The sequence below is a fragment of the Rhizobium sp. CF080 genome (assembly GCF_000282095.2).
GTDB lineage: Bacteria > Pseudomonadota > Alphaproteobacteria > Rhizobiales > Rhizobiaceae > Neorhizobium.
The window spans coordinates 400908-421647 of sequence record NZ_AKKC02000015.1; the positions used below are offsets into that span (position 1 = coordinate 400908).

24 protein-coding genes are annotated in these 20740 nt (G+C 60.9%); 8 read left to right on the top strand and 16 right to left on the bottom strand.

The features are described from left to right. Positions 1–39: 39 nt before the first annotated feature. The 7 genes from PMI07_RS28910 to PMI07_RS28940 form a co-directional block, all read right to left on the bottom strand. Complete coding sequence (locus PMI07_RS28910) at positions 40–873, bottom strand: phosphatidate cytidylyltransferase (RefSeq protein WP_007758354.1); 834 nt, start codon at positions 871–873, stop codon at positions 40–42. Further along, positions 873–1616, bottom strand: coding sequence for an isoprenyl transferase (locus PMI07_RS28915; RefSeq protein ID WP_007758353.1), 744 nt, complete (start codon positions 1614–1616; stop codon positions 873–875). The genes PMI07_RS28910 and PMI07_RS28915 overlap by 1 nt, the downstream gene beginning before the upstream one ends. Before the next feature lie 53 nt (positions 1617–1669). Continuing rightward, a complete protein-coding gene (gene frr / locus PMI07_RS28920; protein WP_007758351.1) occupies positions 1670–2227 on the bottom strand; it encodes a ribosome recycling factor in 558 nt (185 codons plus the stop codon). A 45-nt stretch (positions 2228–2272) separates the two neighbouring features. Then, a complete protein-coding gene (gene pyrH, locus PMI07_RS28925; protein ID WP_007758349.1) occupies positions 2273–2995 on the bottom strand; it encodes a UMP kinase in 723 nt (240 codons plus the stop codon). 112 nt (positions 2996–3107) lie between these two features. Then, positions 3108–4034 (bottom strand): translation elongation factor Ts, encoded by a 927-nt coding sequence (tsf, locus tag PMI07_RS28930; RefSeq protein ID WP_007758347.1) that lies wholly within the window; start codon positions 4032–4034, stop codon positions 3108–3110. A gap of 235 nt (positions 4035–4269) precedes the next feature. Beyond that, the gene (gene rpsB / locus PMI07_RS28935) at positions 4270–5043 is read right to left on the bottom strand and encodes a 30S ribosomal protein S2 (protein ID WP_007758342.1); all 774 of its coding nucleotides are present in this window, start codon (positions 5041–5043) and stop codon (positions 4270–4272) included. A gap of 211 nt (positions 5044–5254) precedes the next feature. Continuing rightward, a complete protein-coding gene (locus PMI07_RS28940; RefSeq protein ID WP_007758340.1) occupies positions 5255–6106 on the bottom strand; it encodes a cell envelope integrity EipB family protein in 852 nt (283 codons plus the stop codon). 110 nt (positions 6107–6216) lie between these two features. Between PMI07_RS28940 and PMI07_RS28945 the strand changes: the two genes are divergently transcribed. From PMI07_RS28945 to PMI07_RS28960, 4 genes are read left to right on the top strand one after another with little or no spacing between them, the layout of a single operon-like run. Then, the gene (locus PMI07_RS28945) at positions 6217–6687 is read left to right on the top strand and encodes a RidA family protein (RefSeq protein ID WP_007758339.1); all 471 of its coding nucleotides are present in this window, start codon (positions 6217–6219) and stop codon (positions 6685–6687) included. Further along, entirely contained in the window at positions 6684–7421 is a 738-nt protein-coding gene (locus tag PMI07_RS28950; RefSeq protein WP_007758338.1) for a glycerophosphodiester phosphodiesterase, read from the top strand. The genes PMI07_RS28945 and PMI07_RS28950 overlap by 4 nt, the downstream gene beginning before the upstream one ends. 8 nt (positions 7422–7429) lie before the next feature. Next, positions 7430–8626: a GNAT family N-acetyltransferase gene (locus PMI07_RS28955; protein WP_007758337.1), complete on the top strand. Its 1197-nt coding sequence runs from the start codon at positions 7430–7432 to the stop codon at positions 8624–8626. Between the two features lie 41 nt (positions 8627–8667). Next, the gene (locus PMI07_RS28960; protein ID WP_007758336.1) at positions 8668–9099 is read left to right on the top strand and encodes an HIT family protein; all 432 of its coding nucleotides are present in this window, start codon (positions 8668–8670) and stop codon (positions 9097–9099) included. Between the two features lie 5 nt (positions 9100–9104). Here PMI07_RS28960 and PMI07_RS28965 read toward each other — a convergent pair whose 3' ends face one another. From PMI07_RS28965 to PMI07_RS28985, 5 genes are all read right to left on the bottom strand, one after another. Next, positions 9105–9443 carry an AzlD domain-containing protein gene (locus PMI07_RS28965; protein ID WP_007758335.1) on the bottom strand — a complete coding sequence of 113 codons (339 nt, stop codon included), beginning with the start codon at positions 9441–9443 and terminating at the stop codon, positions 9105–9107. Further along, positions 9440–10189 (bottom strand): AzlC family ABC transporter permease, encoded by a 750-nt coding sequence (locus PMI07_RS28970; protein ID WP_007758331.1) that lies wholly within the window; start codon positions 10187–10189, stop codon positions 9440–9442. Before PMI07_RS28970 ends, PMI07_RS28965 begins: the two co-directional genes overlap by 4 nt. An 89-nt stretch (positions 10190–10278) precedes the next feature. Continuing rightward, a complete protein-coding gene (clpA, locus tag PMI07_RS28975; RefSeq protein WP_007758329.1) occupies positions 10279–12810 on the bottom strand; it encodes an ATP-dependent Clp protease ATP-binding subunit ClpA in 2532 nt (843 codons plus the stop codon). A gap of 10 nt (positions 12811–12820) precedes the next feature. After that, on the bottom strand, positions 12821–13180 hold the full coding sequence (clpS, locus tag PMI07_RS28980; protein WP_105401240.1) for an ATP-dependent Clp protease adapter ClpS: 360 nt from the start codon (positions 13178–13180) through the stop codon (positions 12821–12823). Positions 13181–13430: 250 nt separating this feature from the next. Next, complete coding sequence (locus PMI07_RS28985; RefSeq protein WP_007758322.1) at positions 13431–13781, bottom strand: phasin family protein; 351 nt, start codon at positions 13779–13781, stop codon at positions 13431–13433. A gap of 44 nt (positions 13782–13825) precedes the next feature. Between PMI07_RS28985 and PMI07_RS35160 the strand changes: the two genes are divergently transcribed. Then, positions 13826–14038: a hypothetical protein gene (locus tag PMI07_RS35160; protein WP_155956672.1), complete on the top strand. Its 213-nt coding sequence runs from the start codon at positions 13826–13828 to the stop codon at positions 14036–14038. Between the two features lie 19 nt (positions 14039–14057). Here PMI07_RS35160 and PMI07_RS28990 read toward each other — a convergent pair whose 3' ends face one another. From PMI07_RS28990 to PMI07_RS29000, 3 genes are all read right to left on the bottom strand, one after another. Further along, on the bottom strand, positions 14058–14261 hold the full coding sequence (locus PMI07_RS28990) for a DUF3126 family protein (RefSeq protein ID WP_037088580.1): 204 nt from the start codon (positions 14259–14261) through the stop codon (positions 14058–14060). A gap of 159 nt (positions 14262–14420) precedes the next feature. Further along, positions 14421–15242: a serine O-acetyltransferase gene (cysE, locus tag PMI07_RS28995; RefSeq protein WP_007758310.1), complete on the bottom strand. Its 822-nt coding sequence runs from the start codon at positions 15240–15242 to the stop codon at positions 14421–14423. 115 nt (positions 15243–15357) lie between these two features. Then, entirely contained in the window at positions 15358–16146 is a 789-nt protein-coding gene (locus PMI07_RS29000; RefSeq protein WP_007758306.1) for an alpha/beta hydrolase, read from the bottom strand. Between the two features lie 172 nt (positions 16147–16318). Between PMI07_RS29000 and PMI07_RS29005 the strand changes: the two genes are divergently transcribed. Together PMI07_RS29005 and PMI07_RS29010 are read left to right on the top strand one after the other, a co-directional pair. Beyond that, complete coding sequence (locus tag PMI07_RS29005) at positions 16319–16564, top strand: zinc-finger domain-containing protein (protein WP_007758304.1); 246 nt, start codon at positions 16319–16321, stop codon at positions 16562–16564. 12 nt (positions 16565–16576) lie between these two features. Beyond that, positions 16577–17740, top strand: coding sequence for an FAD-dependent monooxygenase (locus PMI07_RS29010; RefSeq protein WP_024164262.1), 1164 nt, complete (start codon positions 16577–16579; stop codon positions 17738–17740). Here PMI07_RS29010 and PMI07_RS29015 read toward each other — a convergent pair whose 3' ends face one another. Further along, on the bottom strand, positions 17741–18931 hold the full coding sequence (locus tag PMI07_RS29015) for a cystathionine beta-lyase (protein WP_037088581.1): 1191 nt from the start codon (positions 18929–18931) through the stop codon (positions 17741–17743). A gap of 772 nt (positions 18932–19703) precedes the next feature. Between PMI07_RS29015 and PMI07_RS29020 the strand changes: the two genes are divergently transcribed. Further along, positions 19704–20729, top strand: coding sequence for an amino acid ABC transporter substrate-binding protein (locus PMI07_RS29020; RefSeq protein WP_007763138.1), 1026 nt, complete (start codon positions 19704–19706; stop codon positions 20727–20729). The last annotated feature ends 11 nt before the right edge of the window (positions 20730–20740 follow it).

Genomic DNA, 20740 nt, shown 5'->3' on the forward strand with positions numbered 1-20740 from the left:
CAAAGTTTCCGTTTCAACATTGTACCGGCCGCCCAGACCTCAAAACCCGAAGAGGAAGCCCGCAACCGATATATCAAGATGGCCCGTCGTGGCCGTATAAACAAGCGTTAGCAGGAACGCCGCGAAACAGGCGAAAACGAGGCCGTCGACGCGATCCATGACGCCACCATGCCCCGGAATGAGATGGCTGGAATCCTTCACGCCAAACCGGCGCTTGATGAAGGATTCGAACAGATCCCCCACCTGGCTCGCCACCGAGAGCAGGAACGCGACCGCCACCGTCCAGGCAGACAGCCGCGAAAAGACGCCGAGCGTCAAAGCCGAGCTTGCGATCACACCTGACACAGTGCCGCCGATTGCGCCCGACCATGTCTTGCCGGGTGAAATCCGCGGCGCAAGTTTTGGGCCCTTCAGGGCGCGGCCGACGAAATAGGCGAGGATATCGGTCGCCCAGACGACCGCGAAAATGAAGAGGGTCGCGACGAACCCTGCCTGGTCCTCGGCACGGATCGCTGCCAGCGAGATACCGCTCAAGCCTGCGTAAAAGATGCCGCCCGGCAGCCACCAGCTGCCCTTGCGCAACAGCACGAGAAGAATGGCCGTGATCATCGCGCCGCCGAGGATGGGCACCGAGAGCTCACCTCCGTCCGCCACAAGGTCGATGGCGATCAGAAGAATGGTGGCCCAGCCAAAGGCATTGGCCCGGAAATCGCGCTCGGCGAGCCGAGTAATCGTCGACCATTCGTAATAGATCAGAACCGCCATCGCGGCTGTCACGGCGCGGAACGGCAAGCCGCCATACCAGGTGGCCGTCAGGACCACGACCGCAAGAACCAATGCAGATGCGATGCGGCGCCTCAGTTCAGCGCTCATCAACCGCCCACCGCTATCGTTTTGTTCGACAGCCCGCCGAAGCGCCGGTCGCGGGAGGCATAGATCTTCAAGGCGTCGAAGAAGAGTTTCCGATCGAAATCCGGCCAATAGTCCGGCAGGAAGATAAATTCGGAATAGGCCGCCTGCCAGAGCAGGAAGTTCGAAAGCCGCTCTTCGCCGCTGGTCCGGATGATCAGGTCCGGATCGGGAATGCCGGCGGTATCCAGCTTTGCGCTGATCTTGTCCGGGTCGATCTCGGATGCCTTGAGGATGCCCGCCTCGACGTCTTTGGCGAGGTTGGCGACGGCACGGGCGATCTCGTCTCGGGCTCCGTAGTTGAAGGCGATGATCAGGGTGAGTGCCGTATTGAACCTTGTCGTTTCTTCTGCTTCGAGAAGAAGCGGAAGGATGTCGCTGCGCAGCTTCTCGCGCTCGCCGATCACCCGGATGCGGACGTTCTCGCGGTGCAATTCGGCCAGATCCTGGCGGATGAAGCGCCGGAGAAGACCGAGCAGGTCCCTCACTTCGGTTTCAGGCCGGCTCCAGTTCTCCGAAGAAAACGCAAAGAGCGTCAGATATTTGACGCCCGCATCGCCGGCAGCCCGCACCGTTTCGCGAACCGCTTCGACGCCCTTGCTATGTCCGACCGTCCGAGGAAGCCCGCGCTTGTTGGCCCAGCGTCCGTTGCCATCCATGATAATGGCAACGTGTTGAGGGATGATTGCAAGCTCGGGGTTCACCATATTTTATGCGGCTCCTTTGGCCGCCGGGAATATGGCGGCAAACCAGGCCTAAATTAGACCTGCATGATTTCCTTTTCCTTGTCGCCAAGCAAGCGGTCGACCTCGGAAATCGTATCGTCCGTCATCTTCTGTACTTTTTCCGACTGCGAACGGCTCTCGTCCTGACCGATGTCGCCGTCCTTTTCGGCCTTTTTCAGGCCGTCCATGCCATCGCGGCGGACGTGACGAACAGCGACCTTGGCCTTTTCCGCATAATCATGCGCAACCTTGACCAGCGACTTGCGGCGCTCCTCGTTGAGCTCGGGGAGCGGAATGCGCAGGTTCTGGCCATCGACGATCGGGTTGAGGCCGAGGTTTGATTCGCGGATTGCCCGATCGACGGCGCCGACCATCGACTTGTCCCAGATGGACACGCCGAGCATGCGCGCTTCCGGCACGGTGATGTTGGCCACCTGGTTGAGCGGCACGCGCGAACCATAGGCTTCGACCATCACCGGATCGAGAATGTTGGCCGAGGCGCGGCCGGTGCGCAGCGACGCGATATCGCTTTTGAACGCGTTGATCGCGCCTTCCATGCGGCGCTTGATGTCGTTGAGGTCGATTCCACTCATCCGTCTACTCCCGTATGTTGTCTGGGCGGCCCGCGATGCCGCGCCTTAATTGTCCGCTACGATGGTCTTGCGGCCGCCGCCGGTCAAGATTTGGGCGAAGCCGCCCTTCTCATGGATCGAAAAAACGATGATCGGGATGGAGTTTTCGCGGGCAAGTGCCACTGCCGCCACATCCATCACCGCCAGACCCTTTTCGAGCACTTCGCCATGCGTCAGCGTCTCGAACCGGGTTGCCGTCGGGTCCTTCTTGGGGTCTGCGGAATAAATGCCGTCCACCTGGGTGCCCTTGAAGATCGCTTCCGCACCGATTTCCGCCGCGCGCAGCGCAGCCGCCGAATCGGTCGTGAAGAAAGGATTGCCGGTGCCGCCGGCGAAGATCACCACCCTGCCCTGCGCCATGTGGTGCACCGCCTGGCGCTGGGAGAAGCTCTCGCAGATCTCCGGCATCGAGATCGCTGACAGGACCACGGTGTCGACATTCAGTTTGCGCAGCGAGGTGGCGAGCGCCAGTGCGTTGATCACCGTGCCGAGCATGCCCATGTGGTCGCCGGTCACCCGGTCGCCACCCTTGGACGCGACCGCAACGCCGCGAAAGATATTGCCGCCGCCAACGACGACACCGACATCGACGCCCATGGCGCGCGCCTCGGCGATATCGGAGGCGACTCGATCGGCAACCGCAACATCAATGCCGAAACCCTGGCCGCCCATCAGAGCTTCACCGGAGGCCTTGAGCAAGACACGCTTGTAGAGGGGCTGAGGCGACATGGAGGCTCCTTGAAATCAAAATACGGGCAGGGTCAAACGGGTTGCGGATACACGAAGGGCACCGGCTTGTCACCGGTGCCCTTACGCTTTCGACAGCTTTAGCTAACGAATATCAGCCTTTGGCGACCGCTGCGACTTCAGCGGCAAAATCCGTTTCTTCCTTTTCGACGCCTTCGCCGAGCAGCAGACGGGCCATGCCGGTGACTTCGATCGCAGCGCCTGCCAGCTTTTCAGCATCCTTGACGGCCTGACCGACGGTCACGTCCGGGTTGACGACGAAGGCCTGCGACAGAAGGGCAACTTCTTCGAAGAACTTGCGCATGCGGCCATCGACCATCTTTTCGATGATCGCGTCCGGCTTGCCGGAAGCGCGCGACTGCTCGATGAAGACGTTGCGTTCGCGCTCGGCCACAGTCGCGTCGACTTCTTCGGCGCGGATGGCGAGCGGGTTGGTGGCAGCGATGTGCATGGCGACCTGGCGTCCGATCGAGGACAGGACTTCCTTGTCGCCGACCGACTTCAGGGCGACCAGAACGCCGAGCTTGCCGATGCCGTCGCCGGCAGCGTTATGGACATAGGTCGCGACGACGCCGTGCTCGACCTGAAGCAGGGCGGAGCGACGCAGGGTCATGTTCTCGCCGATCGTGGCGATCGCGTCCTTGATGGTGTCGGCAACCGGCTTGCCGGAAGCCGGATAGGTGGCAGCCGAGATCGCTTCGACGGAACCGTCGGTCGTGAGCGCAACGCTGGCGATGCCGCGGACGAGGTCCTGGAACGCATCGTTGCGGGCAACGAAGTCGGTTTCCGAGTTGAGCTCGACGACGACGGCCCTGTGGCCGGCGCTGGCAATGCCGATCAGGCCTTCGGCTGCGGTGCGGCCAGACTTCTTGTCGGCCTTGGAGATGCCCTTGGCGCGCAGCCAGTCGATCGCCGCTTCGATGTCGCCGTTCGTTTCGGTCAGCGCCTTCTTGCAGTCCATCATGCCTGCGCCGGACTTTTCGCGCAGTTCCTTTACCAGTGCAGCGGTGATTTCAGCCATTGTTTTGCCTCTTGTCGGTTCAAGTGCGTGTCGCCGGAAAAACGTCGGCGGACTCAAAAGTTTTGGGACGAATGTACCCGGAAGTATGACAGCGTGATGAAGACATCACGCAAGCGATCGCCTCGACGACGGAGCGGTGGCAGATCGCCTTGAAACGACCAAGGCCAGGGATCGGTATCTCTGGCCTCGATCGAATTTCAGAAAGGAGGAGCGGCCAAGCCGCTCCATCCGGCCTTTAAGCTTCTGCTTCTGCTTCGCCTTCGAGCGCCGGCTCGATCGGAGCTTCGGCGGAGGCGCCGATGTCACGGCCCGAAGCGCCCTGCTGGCGCGCGATGCCGTCGATGGCAGCGCGAGCGATCAGGTCGGTATAGAGAGCGATGGCACGCGAGGCGTCGTCGTTACCCGGGATCGGGTAGTCGATGAGGTCCGGATCGCAGTTCGAATCGATGATGGCGACGACCGGAATGCCCAGGCGCTTGGCTTCGTCGATGGCGATCTTTTCCTTGTTGGTGTCGATGATGAACATCAGGTCCGGAGTGCCGCCCATGTCGCGGATACCGCCGAGAGCCTTGTCCAGCTTTTCGCGTTCGCGCTCGAGGTTCAGGCGTTCCTTCTTGGAATAGCCGGACTGTTCCGAGTTCAGGATCTCGTCGAGCTTGCGCAGACGCTGGATCGAGTTCGAAATGGTCTTCCAGTTGGTCATCATGCCGCCGAGCCAGCGGGAGTTGACGTAGTACTGGGCCGAACGCTTGGCCGAGTCGGCGATCAGTTCGGACGCCTGGCGCTTGGTGCCGACGAACAGAACGCGGCCGCCGCGGGCGACGGTGTCGGACACGACCTGAAGGGCGCGCGACAGCATCGGAACGGTCTGGGCCAGGTCGATGATGTGGATGTTGTTACGGTCGCCGAAGATGTACGGCTTCATCTTCGGGTTCCAGCGGTGAGTCTGGTGGCCGAAGTGAACACCTGCTTCGAGAAGCTGGCGCATAGAGAAATCGGGCAATGCCATGCCTAGTTATCCTTTTCCGGTTGAACCTCCGCAAGGCGAACAGCACCCTCTTCGAGAATGCCACCGGGCGGAACAGACCGGATTTCTCCCGGACCATCCCATGCCTTACGTGTGGAATGCGGCTGCCCATACATTCGATTTGCCGCAAAAGCAAGTGTATCACGAAAAATGTGTGGACTTGCGGACGGGTTGCCCCGCCGAGAACCTCGGATCACTTCGCCGGGGCTGGCGGGCACACGTCCTGCTGCGGCTTCAACAACTCCAGCTTGACCAGGCTCCCGGACAGCACGAAGTCACCGTAGTCCATGGTGAGATCGCGGGTGATGCCGTTTTCGTAGAGCTTGAACGACATGTTGTAGACCGGGGTCGGGTCGCCCGCCGCATTCTCGTTGAAATAGGCGATCGTCACCGGCCAATAGGGTGTTTTTGCAAACTCGCCCGCCTTGTCGGCGTCGACGTCATCCTTCTGCGCCGTCTGCGACTTTCCGATCACCGTCGTGGTCAGGAGCGCCTGGTCGCCGTTCTCCGAACCGTCGAAAACGCGCGCCTCGAAGAAGTTCTTGCCCTGCTTGGCATTCTCTATGACGTCAAGCATGTGGTTGGTCGGGAAATCGCTCGCCGGCAGGTCGATTTCGCGGCCGTCGGGCTGGGTGATTTCCACCTTGACGCCCTTGTCGGCGACCGAGGCATCGCCGCTCAGCTGCTTGTCGAGCTGCTCGTCGGTGAAGGACTTGGTCTCGAAATGAAACTGGTTTGCGGCCATGTCCTCGAAGGTCGTGGTCTGCTGGTCGCTGAGGCGCGTCTCCTCGCCCGTATCGATCTTGGTGACCAGCCGGAAATTGGTGGAAAAGCCGGTGCAGACCGAGCCGCTGAACTCATAGACCATGCGGCCGAACATGCCTTCGATGCCGGAACGTTCCGAGGCTTTCTTGAGCTTCAGGTCGTAAATGGCGCGATGCGGGACGAGCAGCCGGGCGGCACCGTCGGTATTCGCGTCCGCGGAGGTGGTAGCCGCAAGGCTCAGACCGCCGGCAAGGATCACCCCGAGGCTCATTCGCAACATTCACATTCTCCTGTTGGACTCAGTTGGGGATGTTATAAGAACGCCATCTGACCAAGCTAAGGCCTTGATGCAGGATTTTTGAAGAATTTACAACAAAACGGGAGTCGAAAATGACCGAAGCCATCGAAGGCCGCCTGAAGGAACTGGGGATCGTCCTCCCCGTCGCGGCCGCACCCGCCGCCAATTACCTGCCCTATGTGATCACCGGCAACCTGCTGTTCATCTCCGGCCAGTTGCCGAACGAGAACGGCAAAGTGGCGGTCACGGGCCTTGTCGGCGCGGATGTCGACGTGCAGGCGGCGAGCCGCGCGGCCGAGCTCTGCGCCATCAATATCCTCGCCCAGGCAAAAGCTGCGTTGGGTGGCGATCTCGGCCGGATCAAGCGGGTGGTCAAGCTTTCGAGCTTCGTCGCCTCGGCACCCGGCTTTGCCGAACAGCATATCGTCACCAACGGCGCATCGAACCTGATCGCCAACGTTCTCGGCGAGGCCGGCAAGCATGCGCGCGCCGCCGTCGGCATGGCGGCGCTACCACTCAACGCTTCCGTGGAAATCGAAGCCATCATCGAGATCGAAGCATGACCGACGCCACCTGGATCAAGGACCTTCCCGTCGCCCATCGCGGCTATCACGACATGAACCAGCAAGTCTGGGAAAACACGCTGTCGGCGTTTTCCCGCGCGGTCGAAGCCGGTTTTGCGATCGAATGCGACGTGCAGCTTGCCGCCGACAGCGTGCCGGTGATCTTCCACGACCATGATCTCGAACGGCTCTGCGGCATCAAGGGCGACATCCGCGAGAAGACCTCCGCGGAACTCGGCATGCTGTCGGTTGGTCAGACGAAAGACAAGATACCGACCTTGAAGCAGATGCTTGCGCTCGTCGCCGGCAAGGTGCCCCTCGTCATCGAGATCAAGGGGCGCGAGGGCGATGGCGACGATGACGGGTTCGCCGAGGCGGTGCTGGAGGTTCTCGAAGGCTATCAGGGCAAGGTGGCGCTGATGAGCTTCGACTATCACATCCTGCGTGACCTGAAGACAGCCGGTTCGCCCTACCCGCTCGGCCTGACGGCCATGGGCGACAAGCCCGAGGAATTCTTCGAGCATGACGAGGCCATGCAACTTGGCCTCGACTTCATTTCCTATCACTATCCCCACCTGCCGAACACGTTCATCACAGCTCAGAGAGCGGCCGGAATTCCGGTCATTACCTGGACCGTGAGGGATGCAAACGGCCGCGAACATACCTATAAATATGCCGACCAGATGACATTCGAAGGTTTTGATCCGCGGGAGGCAACCTCCCCCTCCCTGTAAAGCAGCGTATGACCGGTAATCTTACCATCCGCATCGAAAAGTCCTTCTGCGCGATCAGCGAGACAAGCTGGACGCGCCTTTCGGGCACCTCCAAATCCTCCTCCTCGGAAACGCCCTACAATCCGTTTCTGTCGCACGCCTTTCTTTCGGCACTGGAAGAATCGGGCTCCGCCACCGCCAAGACCGGCTGGCTCGGCCATCATCTTCTTCTCGAAGACGACAAGGGCACGCTGATCGGCGCGGTCCCCGGTTATCTGAAGAGCCATAGCCAGGGGGAATACGTCTTCGACCACGGCTGGGCCGACGCTTTCGAGCGGGCCGGCGGGCGTTATTACCCGAAACTGCAATGCACCGTGCCGTTTACGCCGGCAAGCGGTCCGAGGCTTCTCGTGTCCGACGGCTACGACAAGGATACGACGGAGCTGACGCTGGCCGCGGGTCTCCAGGAGGTGACACGTCAGCTCGGCATCTCGTCGGCGCATGTGACCTTCATTACGGAAGACCAGACCGCCGCCTTCGAAGAGGCCGACTACCTGCACCGGACCGACAAGCAATTCCATTTCATCAACGAGGGTTACGAGAACCACGATGCCTTTCTCGAAACGCTCGCCTCGCGCAAGCGCAAGGCGCTGAAGAAGGAACGCCGCGCGGCGCTCGAAAACGGCATCAGCATCGACTGGCTGACTGGCAAGGACCTGACCGAAGATATCTGGGACCAGTTCTTCGAATTCTACATGGACACCGGCGGCCGAAAATGGGGCCGGCCTTACCTCACCCGAAAATTCTATTCGCTGATCGGCGAGCGGATGGCCGACGATATCCTGCTGGTGATGGCGAAGCGCGAGGGCAAATATGTCGCGGGCGCGATCAACTTCATCGGCGGGGATGCGCTCTACGGCCGGCACTGGGGCTGTATCGAGGACCACCCCTTCCTGCATTTCGAGGTCTGCTATCACCAGGCGATCGATTTCGCACTTGCCAAGGGCTTGAAGCGTGTCGAAGCGGGCGCGCAAGGGGAACACAAGCTGGCGCGCGGCTACCTGCCTGTCACCACCCATTCGATGCACTATATCGCCCATGCGGGCCTTCGACGCGCGATCGCCGACTATCTGGAACACGAACGCGAAGACGTGGAGCAGATGACGGAATATCTTGCCGAGCACAGCCCTTTCCGCAAGGGCGAGCGCCAGCAGGAACAGGACTAGGTCTTTAGAAGACGACCGGACGACAAGGAGAGGACATCACGATGAGCGACCAGGCTTACGACAGCAACAACATCTTCGGAAAAATCCTGCGTGGCGAGATTCCGTGCCATCGGGTCTACGAGGATGCCGATACGCTTGCCTTCATGGATGTCATGCCGCAATCGCCCGGTCACCTGCTGGTAATCCCGAAAGTACCGTCGCGCAACATTCTCGATGCCGATCCGGCTGTGCTTTCGAAGGTCATCCCGGTAGTGCAGAAGCTTGCCAGGGCCGCCAAGGACGCCTTCGAGGCGGATGGCATTACCGTGATCCAGTTCAACGAGCCGGCCTCCGGCCAGACCGTCTACCATCTGCATTTCCACGTCATCCCGCGCTACGAGGGACAGGCTCTTAAGCCTCATTCGGGCCAGATGGAAAACAACGAGGTGCTTGCGGCAAACGCCGAAAAGATCATCGGCGAATTGGGCAACTGAGCTTTCTAAAAGCCGACCCACCAGAGGCCGGTGACAAGGAGCGCCATTGGCACCGCAACCCCGATCCAGACCTTGCGGCCGGTCGCCAGGAAGACGGCAAAACCGATGCCGGCCGCTCCCAGCCTCAGCCAGAGCGGCGAGCCGGCGAGCGTGCCGTTGGGGAAGACGATCAGTTTTGCGGTGACCGCCATGACCAGCGCGGTCGCAACCGCCCTCACCCAGTAAAGCGCCTCGGAATCCTCGTCGAGGCGATTGCCGGTGAAGACGCCCAGCCAGCGCCAGATGTCCGTCGCCAGAAAGCCGGCGACCGCGATGACGATAAAGGTCCAGTATTCGGCGATCATCGCTTGGCCCCCTGTCCCATGCGCTTCCTCTTCCGACGCGCCCTGTCGATCAGATAGGCCACTGTGCCGCCGCCGAGGCCGGCGCACAGCACGTCGAATTTCGGCGTGATCAACGCCAGTGTCGGTCCCAGGATCACGCCCATGACGAAGGCGATCTTGACCACCGGCTGGCGCGCGCTCGCCCAGATCGAGGCGTTGAAATAAACCGGCGTCAGAAAGAAGAGCACGCCCGCGACGGCCGGCGGAAAGGCCGAGACGATATCGTAGAAGACCGCGACCACCAGCGTGCCGGTCAGGGTCAGCGTCACGCCGAAACCGGCGAAATAGATCGCCCGGTGCTCGCGCGGCACGTTGCGAAGCGTGGTGATCGCGAAGACCCAGGACGTGATGGCGATGAAATGCGACAGGATCAGCAGCAGCCAGATCGGTGTGCGCCTTGTGCGCATCTCCGGGATGACCGAGGCGACCATCGGCGTCATCCGGATCGAGGAGAGCGTCACCGCCAGGAAACAGGCCGCGATGTTGGCGCCGCTCGCCATCGTGCCGACCAGAATGACCTGCGCCGGCAGCGCCCAGATCGCAAAGGACATGAACACGGCCTCTGCGCGCGTCAGGCCTGATTCCAGCGCAAACGCGCTGAAACCGACGATCGAGGTGAGCAGGATGAGCGCCGGCAGCGACAGGAGGCCACGCATGCCGGTGAAGAACCAGGATAGGGCGCTGCGGTCGTCACTGACTGGGGACATCGATATTCCGGATGAGCAAAAGAAGGCGAGTCGTCAAAAACGACGATGCCGGGACAAGCCCGGCATCGCAAGAGTTCCATCCGAAAGTCTTATTTGCTCTTCGGCACGCGCGGCACCGTGGTGCCCTTGCGCGGCGGCGTCTTGGGCGCGTCGTCCGACGCGACCACGTCCGCATCGACCATGGCGCGAGCTCGCGTGTGACCGCCGTCCTTGTCCTTCGGCGCCGACTTCTTCGGCGCCTTGGACTTGATGACCTTGGCTCCGGCTTCCTCGGCCGCCTCTTCGACCTCGGCCTCCGGCTTCGGCTTCACGGGCGTCGTTTCGGGGATCGAGTCGAGGATGAGCTTGTCCTTGCCGTCCTCGCCCTTGCCGACGGTGACACGAACCACGCCACCCTTGCGCAGCTTGCCGAACAGGATCTCGTTGGCGAGCGGCTTCTTGATGTATTCCTGGATAACGCGCGAGAGCGGGCGGGCACCCATCTTCTCGTCGTAACCCTTTTCCGCCAGCCAGGCGATTGCATCCTGGTGGAGGTCGAAGGTGACGTTGCGTTCCGAGAGCTGCGTCTCGAGCTGCATGACGAACTTCTGGACGACCTGATGGATGACGTCCGTCGGCAGCGGTGCGAACGGGATGATCGCATCGAGGCGGTTGCGGAATTCCGGCGTGAAAAGACGGTTGATGGCCTCTTCGTCTTCGCCGGTGCGCTTGGACGAACCGAAGCCGATAGCGGCCTTGGCCATTTCGGAAGCGCCCGCATTGGTCGTCATGATCAGGATGACGTTACGGAAGTCGATCTTCTTGCCGTTGTGGTCGGTCAGCGAACCGTGGTCCATGACCTGCAGCAGGATATTGTAGATATCCGGATGCGCCTTCTCGATTTCGTCGAGCAGGACCACGCAGTGGGGATGCTGATCGACGCCGTCGGTCAGAAGACCACCCTGGTCGAAGCCGACATAGCCGGGAGGTGCACCCAGCAGCCGCGAGACCGTGTGGCGCTCCATGTATTCCGACATGTCGAAGCGCAGTATCTCGACGCCGAGCGAGGCGGCAAGCTGCTTGGCCACTTCCGTCTTGCCGACGCCGGTCGGGCCGGAGAACACGTAGGAGCCGATCGGCTTGTTCGGTTCGCGAAGGCCGGCACGAGCAAGCTTGATCGCCGTCGACAGCGCTTCGATCGCAACATCCTGGCCGTAGACGACCGAACGCAGTTCCTTTTCCAGGTTGGCGAGAACCATCTCGTCATCCTTGGAGACGGTCTTTGCCGGAATCCGCGCCATGGTGGCGATCGTCGCTTCGATCTCCTTCTCGGTGATCAGCTTGCGGCGCTTGGAGGCCGGCAGCAGCATCTGGGCCGCACCGGTCTCGTCGATCACGTCGATCGCCTTGTCCGGAAGCTTGCGGTCGGAGATGTAGCGGGCCGACAGTTCGACGGCCGACTTGATCGCCTCGTTGGTGTAACGCAGCTTGTGATAGTCCTCGAAATAAGGCTTCAGGCCCTTCATGATCTCGATCGCATCCTCGATCGACGGTTCGTTGACGTCGATCTTCTGGAAGCGGCGAACCAGAGCCCGGTCCTTTTCGAAGAACTGGCGATATTCCTTGTAGGTGGTCGAACCGATGCAGCGGATCGCGCCCGAAGACAGAGCCGGCTTCAACAGGTTCGAGGCATCCATCGCACCGCCGGAGGTGGCGCCGGCGCCGATGACCGTGTGAATCTCGTCGATGAACAGGACCGCACCCGGATACTCTTCGAGTTCCTTGACCACCTGCTTAAGGCGCTCCTCGAAGTCGCCGCGATAACGGGTGCCGGCGAGCAGCGTGCCCATGTCGAGCGAGAAGATGGTGGCGTCGGCGAGCGCTTCCGGCACCTTGCCTTCGATGATCCGCTTGGCCAGCCCTTCGGCGATCGCCGTCTTGCCGACACCCGGATCCCCCACATAGAGCGGGTTGTTCTTGGAGCGGCGGCACAGGACCTGGATCGTGCGGTTGACTTCGGCATGGCGGCCGATCAGCGGGTCGATCCGGCCGTCGCGGGCCTTTTCGTTCAGGTTGACGCAATAGGCCTTGAGGGCGTCCTGCGGCTTCTTGGCGGAGCCTTCTTCCTGGTCGCGGGAAGAGGGCTTGGCTTCCTGCTCGTTGTCGTCGGCGCCGCGCGGGGTGCGGGTCTGGGAGGAGCCCGCGCGCTTGCCGATGCCGTGAGAAATGTAGTTGACCGCGTCATAGCGGGTCATTTCCTGCTCCTGCAGGAAGAAGGCCGCATGGCTTTCCCGTTCCGCGAAGATCGCGACGAGAACGTTGGCGCCGGTCACTTCCTCGCGGCCGGAGGACTGGACGTGGATGACGGCGCGCTGGATGACGCGCTGGAAGCCGGAGGTCGGCTTGGAGTCCTCGTCATAACCAGTGATCAGGTTGGCAAGTTCGTTATCGACATAGTCGGTGACGGTCTTGCGCAGTGTTTCCAAATTGACGTTACAAGCTCCCATGACCGCGGCTGCGTCGGCATCGTCGATCAACGCCAAAAGCAGGTGCTCGAGCGTGGCATATTCGTGATGCCGCTCGTTGGCAAAGGTCAGTGCCTGATGCAGCGCCTTTTCTAGACTAGGCGAAAATGTTGGCACGTCGGGTTCCTCACTTCTTTTCCATGACACATTGCAGCGGATGCTGGTGTTGCCGGGCGAAGTCCATGACCTGGGACACTTTGGTTTCCGCTACTTCGTATGTAAATATTCCGCATTCTCCCACGCCGTGATTGTGGACATGGAGCATGATACGCGTTGCCGCTTCCCTGTCCTTCTGAAAGAAACGCTCCAGAATGTGGATGACGAACTCCATGGGCGTATAATCGTCATTCAGCAGCAGTACGCGGTAGAGATTTGGCTTCTTGGTTTTTGGCTTCGTGCGGGTGATGACCGAGGTACCGCGATTTGCGTTGTCTCCGTCGCCACCCTTTTCAGCTTGCATCAAGATCGGCAGTGCGATCATCTTCATTCATTCCCCAGTCATCCGGCGGGTTCGTCCGAATGGCCGAACGGCCGGACTTCAGTCTTCCTAACTTAGTTCATTGAATGCGGATTTTAAGCCCCCTTTGCGCCCACGCAATCACTATTCCGCTAAAGAGATCATGGAACATGCCGAAAATCGGGAATTTCCGCATTGGCATGAATCAAAAAGGCCGGCAGCGTGGAACGCCGCCGGCCTTCTATGGTGAAGGCGTCGCTTGGAGGGGCCGCTATGCGCGTTACGCGGCGTTTGCGGTCACCACGGCGGTCGACTTGGCGACCGGCGCTTCGTATGGCTTGTAGGCCGTCTTGGCGAGATCGGCATACATGTCGGTGATCTTGGTCGACTCGGCAATGAAGCCTTCATAAGCCGATTTGACGTACTTGGTCTGGAGTTCGAAAACCGCCTCGACACTGCGGGTGGAGGCAAGCGCTTCCACGAAACCCGCCATGTCCTGAAAGGACTTCTTGGAATAGTCGGTCGCTTCGGTCGCGATCGCCTGGAAACCCTTGGCGACCTCGGAATAGCTCTTCAGCATTCCTTCCATCGCTTCCTTGCTCTTCTTGTTGGCCTCATCGAAATTGAACATCGCCTGTCCCTTTGTTCTATTCGGATACGCTGATAGAAAGCGGCATGCCGATAAAAGTCAAGGCTGATTTGTGCGACGCAAAATCACCTTTGGTTGCAACAGGATTCATGCAAATGCATAGATGGATTCAGGCTTCTGATTTTGCGAAGATATATCAGCGGATCGCAACCAACCGCGCAAAAACGCCGCAGCCACTTTCTTTACACCTGGCAGTGCCCCTGCACGAATCAAAAGGCGGGCTTGTGAGCCCGCCTTGAGGTGTCGCGGCCGGTTCGATCAGAGATCGACCTCCAGGATCGCCATGGAAAAATTGTAAGAGCGGTCGCCATCCTCGTCATCGATATAGACGACGCCGAGAAATTCGTCTCCGAGGTAAACTTCGGCCGAGTCGTCCTTGCGCGGACGCGCCTTGACGATCGCCTGCGGATTGATCACGCGCTTGAAATAGGCGTCGAGCTTCTTGATTTCGTCCGGTTTCACGTTTTTCTCCGTCAGCGGTTCTAAGTGCGGCGCTTTTGGCATGGGACAAAGGCGAAAGTAAAGTCGCCAGAATAGCCTTCGCCGCAGTTCCCCGATGTTCATCGGGTCCGACAGTCCGTGCACCCGGATGTCGAGCGAATGGCAGGCGATGGCGACGACTCAATCGTCGGCGCTGAGAAGCTGATCCATCAATCGCGACGGCTCCGAACACCCTGCGCTCCCGACGACTTTCGCCGGCACGCCGGCGACGGTCGACTTCGGCGGAACGGCCTTCAGGACCACCGAGCCCGCGGCAACGCGCGAGCACGATCCGACCTCGATATTACCGAGAATCTTCGCTCCGGCACCGATGAGGACGCCGTTGGCGATCTTCGGATGGCGGTCGGCGCCTTCCTTGCCGGTGCCGCCGAGCGTCACGCCATGCAGGATCGAGACATTGTCGCCGATGACAGCCGTTTCGCCGACCACGAGGCCGGTGGCGTGATCGAGGAAGATGCCCTTGCCGATGCGGGCCGCCGGATTGATGTCCGTCTGAAAGACGCTGGAGGAGCGGCTCTGCAGATAGAGCGCGAAATCGCGGCGGCCGCGGTTGAACAGCCAATGCGCCAGCCGGTGCGTCTGGATCGCGTGAAAGCCCTTGAAATAGAGGACCGGCTCCAGGAAACGCAGGCAGGCTGGATCGCGGTCGTAGACGGCCTGAATGTCAACGCGCATGATGGCGCCCCATTCCGGCCAGTCGGCCAGCATTTCCATGAAGGTCTGGCGCAGAAGGACGTCCGGCACGTCTGCATGGGCGAGGCGTTCGCAGATGCGGTGTACGACGCATTCCTCGAGCGAGCGATGGTTCAGGACGGCAGAATAGAGAAATGCGGCGAGCAGCGGATCCTGCTCGGTGGCCGCGCGCGCTTCCTGTCGCAACGTATCCCAGATGGGATCCACAGTCGCGAGCGGCTCCTGGCGGATTTCAGTTCTTGCGGCCATCGCCGTCTCCTCGTTTGCCGTAAGGCAGAGCTTCCTACGGCAGTATATAGAATAAGTTTACGCCAAGACCAATGCCCGGAAAATCGCATTCCGTTGATCGTAAGAATGAAAGAACCTACGGTCTTGCGGAGAGTTCGGCGTAGAACTCCAGAACCGCCTTCTTGAACACCCGGTCGCCGACGGCGAGCATGTGGTCGCGGCCGGGGATATCGAGGGCAATCGCATGCGGCATCAAGGCGGCGAGTTCCTGCGGGGAGCCGGCGATGTCGTCCTTGGTTCCGACGCCGATCAGCGTCGGCGCATCGATACGCCCCATGTCGGCACGACTGACAAGGTCCCGCGAACCGCGGATACACGCCGCCAAAGCGTGCCTGTCACTCTTCGTCTGGTCGGCAAACGCGCGGAACATACGGCCGCGGGCATGGCTGACGTCGTCGAGCGAAGGGGCGAGCAAGGCGTCGGCGATCGGGTCCCAATCCCCTACCCCGTCGGTCATGCCGATGCCGAGGCCGCCGAGCACCAGCGAGCGGACCCGGTGCGGATGAGCGAGCGCGGAAAAGACCGAGATGCGGGCGCCCATCGAATATCCGAAGACATGCGCTTCCGGGATCCTCAGGTGGTCGAGGAGCGCCATCGAATCCTCGGCCATCACCCATGGCCGATAGGCTTCCGGATCCAGCGGCTTGTCGCTTGCCCCATGGCCGCGATTGTCCATGGCGATCACCCGGTAACCGGCGTCGCCCAGCGTCTTCAGCCAGCCCGGATGCACCCAGTTGACCAGCGCGCTCGACGCAAAACCGTGGATGAGCAGCACCGGATCGCCGGACGGATCGCCTTCGTCGAAATAGGCAAGATCGAGACCATCATGGGAAAATTTGGAGAAGGCGGGCGCATTGAGATTCATCGGGGCAGTCCTTATTGACGGCGGGAACATAAGGGATCTGCCGCGACGTTTGAACCCGTGAACAATAGGAAATCCGCATGACTGCGGCGGTTTTCCCACTACACAATCGCCAAGCGGGCGGGTAATGTCCGGCGCAAATCAGACGCGCCGCATTTCAGTATCGGAGACCAGCATGGCCGGGCACAGCATTCCCCATTTCCAGAACGACGGCGGACATCGCTTGATCCAGATCGGCGTCAAGGAATTCATGTGCACCGGCGCTTCGGTTCCCTTCGACCATCCGCATATCTTCATCGACATGGGCGATGACAACGAGAAGGTCTGCTCCTACTGCTCGACCCTCTACCGCTACAATCCGTCGCTGAAGGCCGAACAGACCGACCCGCCGGGCTGCGTCTTCCACGTCAAGGCCGCCTGATCGGCATCTGACATGTCCATCGAAAGAGTAGCGATCATCGGTGCCGGCATGGCCGGGCTGACGGCCGCGCTCGCGTTTGCCCGCCACGGCATAGCCTGCGACATTTTCGAGGAAGCGGCCGCTCTGATCGAGGTCGGCGCCGGCCTGCAGGTATCGCCGAACGCGTCGCGCGTACTTTCCGAACTCGGTGTTCTGCCCGCGCTCGAAGCCGTCTGGACCGAGCCCGAACGGATCGCGCTCGTTTCCGGGACGTCGCTCAGGCCGCTTGCACATGTTCCAGCGGGGCGTTTCGCCCGCGAGCGCTGGGGGGCACCCTACGGCGTCCTCCACCGCGCTACGCTTCAAAACGCGCTGCTTGCGGCCGTCGAACGGAACCCGCTCTGCGGCATCCATCTCGACACGCCCGTCCGGCAGGATCCGCACGGGACGCTGACCAGGGTCACCGGTAAAACTTATCCCCTGATCATCGGCGCCGACGGGGTCTGGTCCAATCTGCGCGCCGGCATCCCGGACAGCCCGGAGCCGGATTTTTCGCGCAATGTCGCCTGGCGCTTCATGATCCCCGGCGGCACCAGGCCCGACTGGTTGGAGGCGGGCCAAGTCACTGCCTTTCTCGGGCCGTCGACCCATGTCGTCGCCTATCCGCTCAAGGAGATCGACGGATTCAATATCGTTGCGATCGCGTCGGGCATCAGTCCTGGCAAGACGTGGGATGCGCAAGCCAGCGATGTGCAGCGGCGCATGCTGCTCGGCCAGTTCCATCGCTGGGACCGGCGCATCGCTCAACTGATCGAAAGAGCCGAACGGCCGACCTTCTGGCCCCTTTACCAGGTGAGTGCCGGGCGCTGGCACAACGGCCGCGACATGGTGCTGATCGGCGATGCGGCGCATGCGATGATGCCGTTTGCCGCCCAGGGGGCATCGATGGCGATCGAGGACGCGTTCGTGCTGGCAAACCGGGTAGCCGGTCCCCTGCCCCTTGCGCAGGCGCTGACGGATTTCGAAAGCGAACGTGCGGCGCGGGTCGCCAAGGTGCGCGCCCGCGGCCTGTTCAACCGCTTCGCCTATCATGCCCGCGGCCCGGTCAGGCTCGGCCGGGATATCGTCCTGTCGCTGCGTCCGCCGCAATCGCTCGCGGCGGATCTCGACTGGCTCTACGGCTTCAGGGCCAGCTGATCAGACCTCGGCGGCAGCCGCAAAGCCGGCTTCCAGATCCTTCTTGAGGTCGGCGACGTCTTCGAGCCCGATTTGGAGGCGGATGACAGGACCTTCCGGCGGCGCCTTGCGGATGGTGCGGTCGGACAGGTTGACCGGCACGGCGAGGCTTTCGTAACCGCCCCAGGAATAACCGAGGCCGAAGAAGGACAGTGCATCGAGGAAAGCGTGCGCCTTGGCCCTCGCCCTGTCGCCCTCCGCCTCCAATACGAAGGAGAAAACGCCGCTGGCGCCCTTGAAGTCGCGCTTCCAGATCGCATGGCCCGGAAAGCTCGGCAGTGCCGGATGCAGGACGCGGACGACGTCGTCGCGGCTCTCCAGCCATGTGGCGATATCGAGCGCGCTCTTCTGATGGTGTTCGAGGCGCACGCCCATGGTGCGCAGGCCGCGCAGGATCTGGTAGGAATCATCCGGTGCGCCGCAGATGCCGAGCGCAATGCGGGCTTCTTCGAGTTTGTGCCAGTGCTTGGCATTGGCCGAGACGGAGCCCATGATGATGTCCGAATGGCCGGACGGATATTTCGTCGTCGCGTGGATCGAGACGTCGACACCGAAATCGAGCGGCCGGAAATAAAGCGGCGTCGCCCAGGTATTGTCCATGGTGACGACGCAGTCGTGCCGGTGGGCCACCTCGGCGATCGCCCTGATATCCTGCATCTCCATGGTGTTTGAGCCCGGAGCTTCGGTATGGATCAGCCTGGTGTTCGGCTTGATCAGGGCTTCGATACCGGCACCGATTTCTGGATCATAATACTCGATCGAGACGCCGAGGCGCTTCAGCATCGTGTTGCAGAAGTTGCGGCACGGCGTGTAGACGGAATCGACGATCAGAGCGTGGTCGCCAGCCGAGAGATAGGCGAGAAACGGCACCGAAATCGCTGCTAGCCCCGACGGAACGAGGATGGTGCCAGCCGAGCCTTCCAGCTCGTCGAATGCCGCGCAGAGCGCATCCGTGGTCGGCGTGGCGCGCGTTCCGTAAGTGTATTTCTGAGCTCGCTTCTCCATCGTCGCGGCATCGGGAAACAAGACGGTCGAAGCGTGCACCACCGGCGGGTTGACAAAGCCGTGGTAGCTGGACGGATCGTTGCCCATATGGGCAAGGCGCGTGTTGGGTCCAGCGCCGGTGAACAGGGACTCGTTCGTCTTTTTCATGTCGGGGAGAGCTTTCATTGGCAATTGAAGCGCCAAGTTTTGCCGTTGGAACAAGTCCCGGTCAACGGGGCGCCTTGCCGCAAACCGGAAAAGATGTGGTCAAAACTCCCGCCGATCTTCGCCATTGGTTGAAGAAGGGGACCCTTGCGGTGATCGCCGAACCTTTCGGCGGCACTCCGGCGAGACCTCTTTGTCGCCGTCGCTCGGCGAAAAATCTCTAGTACCCATATATGCGAACGAAATCAGCCACTTGAGATTCTCTCTGCTTTTTTTGATCGTTCTGAAACTTTTTCTCGCCCCGCTCCGTCTCTTGCCTCGCCATCGCTGATGCGGGACGCAAAAGCCCTGGGCGGTTCACATCCGCTCCACGGCGAACAGATCCTTCGAGAGGAAAAGGAAGTACCATGATGAAGTCAGAACGCTTGTTATCGCAACGACCGTTTCCACCACCGCCGCCATCGCCTATGCCGCCAATGCGGAGGTGTGTGGCTCCCACATACACCAAGACAAGACACTCGTGGAAAAGACGCCAATTCAAACGACCGGGAGCCGCTCAAATTTTAGGTATTTGCCTACTTAATCAGCCGAGTTAACGAATTTACCTCATTTCGGACGCAATTCGAAAAGCCGACCCTTGACCCTGAGTTGTTTTGCGAATGAGATAGCAGACACCCGTACCAGGAGGTTCGCGGGAGCCGGCCGTATTCAAAGAAAACAGGGGAGCGGTGCGGTGTCACCAAATCACAGAAAACCACAGATAAAGGTTGGGAAAATGAAAAAGACGCTTCTGTCAGCCGCAATTGGCGCAGCGGTCCTTGGCTTCGCATCAGCGGCATCCGCCGCCACGCTGGATACCGTCAAGTCCAAGGGTTTCGTTCAGTGCGTCGTCAACACCGGTCTCGCCGGCTTTGCCGCACCGGATGCATCGGGCAACTGGTCCGGTTTCGACGTTGACTACTGCAAAGCCGTTGCTGCTGCCATTTTCAATGACGCAACGAAGACGAAATACACGCCGACCACCTCGCAGACCCGCTTTACGGCGCTGCAGTCGGGCGAAGGCGACGTCCTGTTCCGCAACACGACCTGGACGATCAACCGCGACACCGCGCTTGGCTTCAACTTCCGCACCGTCAACTATTACGACGGCCAGGGCTTCATGGTGCCGAAGAGCCTCAACGTGAAGTCGGCCCTGGAACTCTCCGGCGCTGCCGTCTGCGTTCAGTCCGGTACCACCACCGAGCTCAACCTCGCCGACTATTTCAAGGCCAACAAGCTCGAATACAAGCCGGTCGTCTACGAAAAGCTGCCGGAGGTGAACCAGGCCTATCAGGAAGGCCGTTGCGACGTTTACACCACCGACCAGTCCGGCCTCTATTCGCTGCGCCTGTCGCTTTCGAACCCGGACGAGCACATCATTCTGCCGGAAATCATTTCCAAGGAACCGCTCGGCCCGGCCGTTCGCCAGGGCGACGACCAGTGGTTCGATATCGTTTCGTGGACGCATTACGCACTGGTGCAGGCTGAAGAATTCGGCATCACCAAGGCCAATGTCGACGACATCCGCAAGTCGTCCACCAACCCGGACGTCCGCCGCTTCCTCGGCGTCGAGAAGGATACCAAGATCGGTACCGACCTCGGACTGACCAACGACTGGGCCTACAACATCATCAAGGCCGTCGGTAACTACGGCGAAGTGTTCGAGCGCAACATCGGCCAGAACACCCCCCTCAAGATCCAGCGCGGCCTGAATGCGCTCTGGACCAAGGGCGGCCTGCAGTACGCTCCGCCGGTTCGTTAATCGGCCAGACC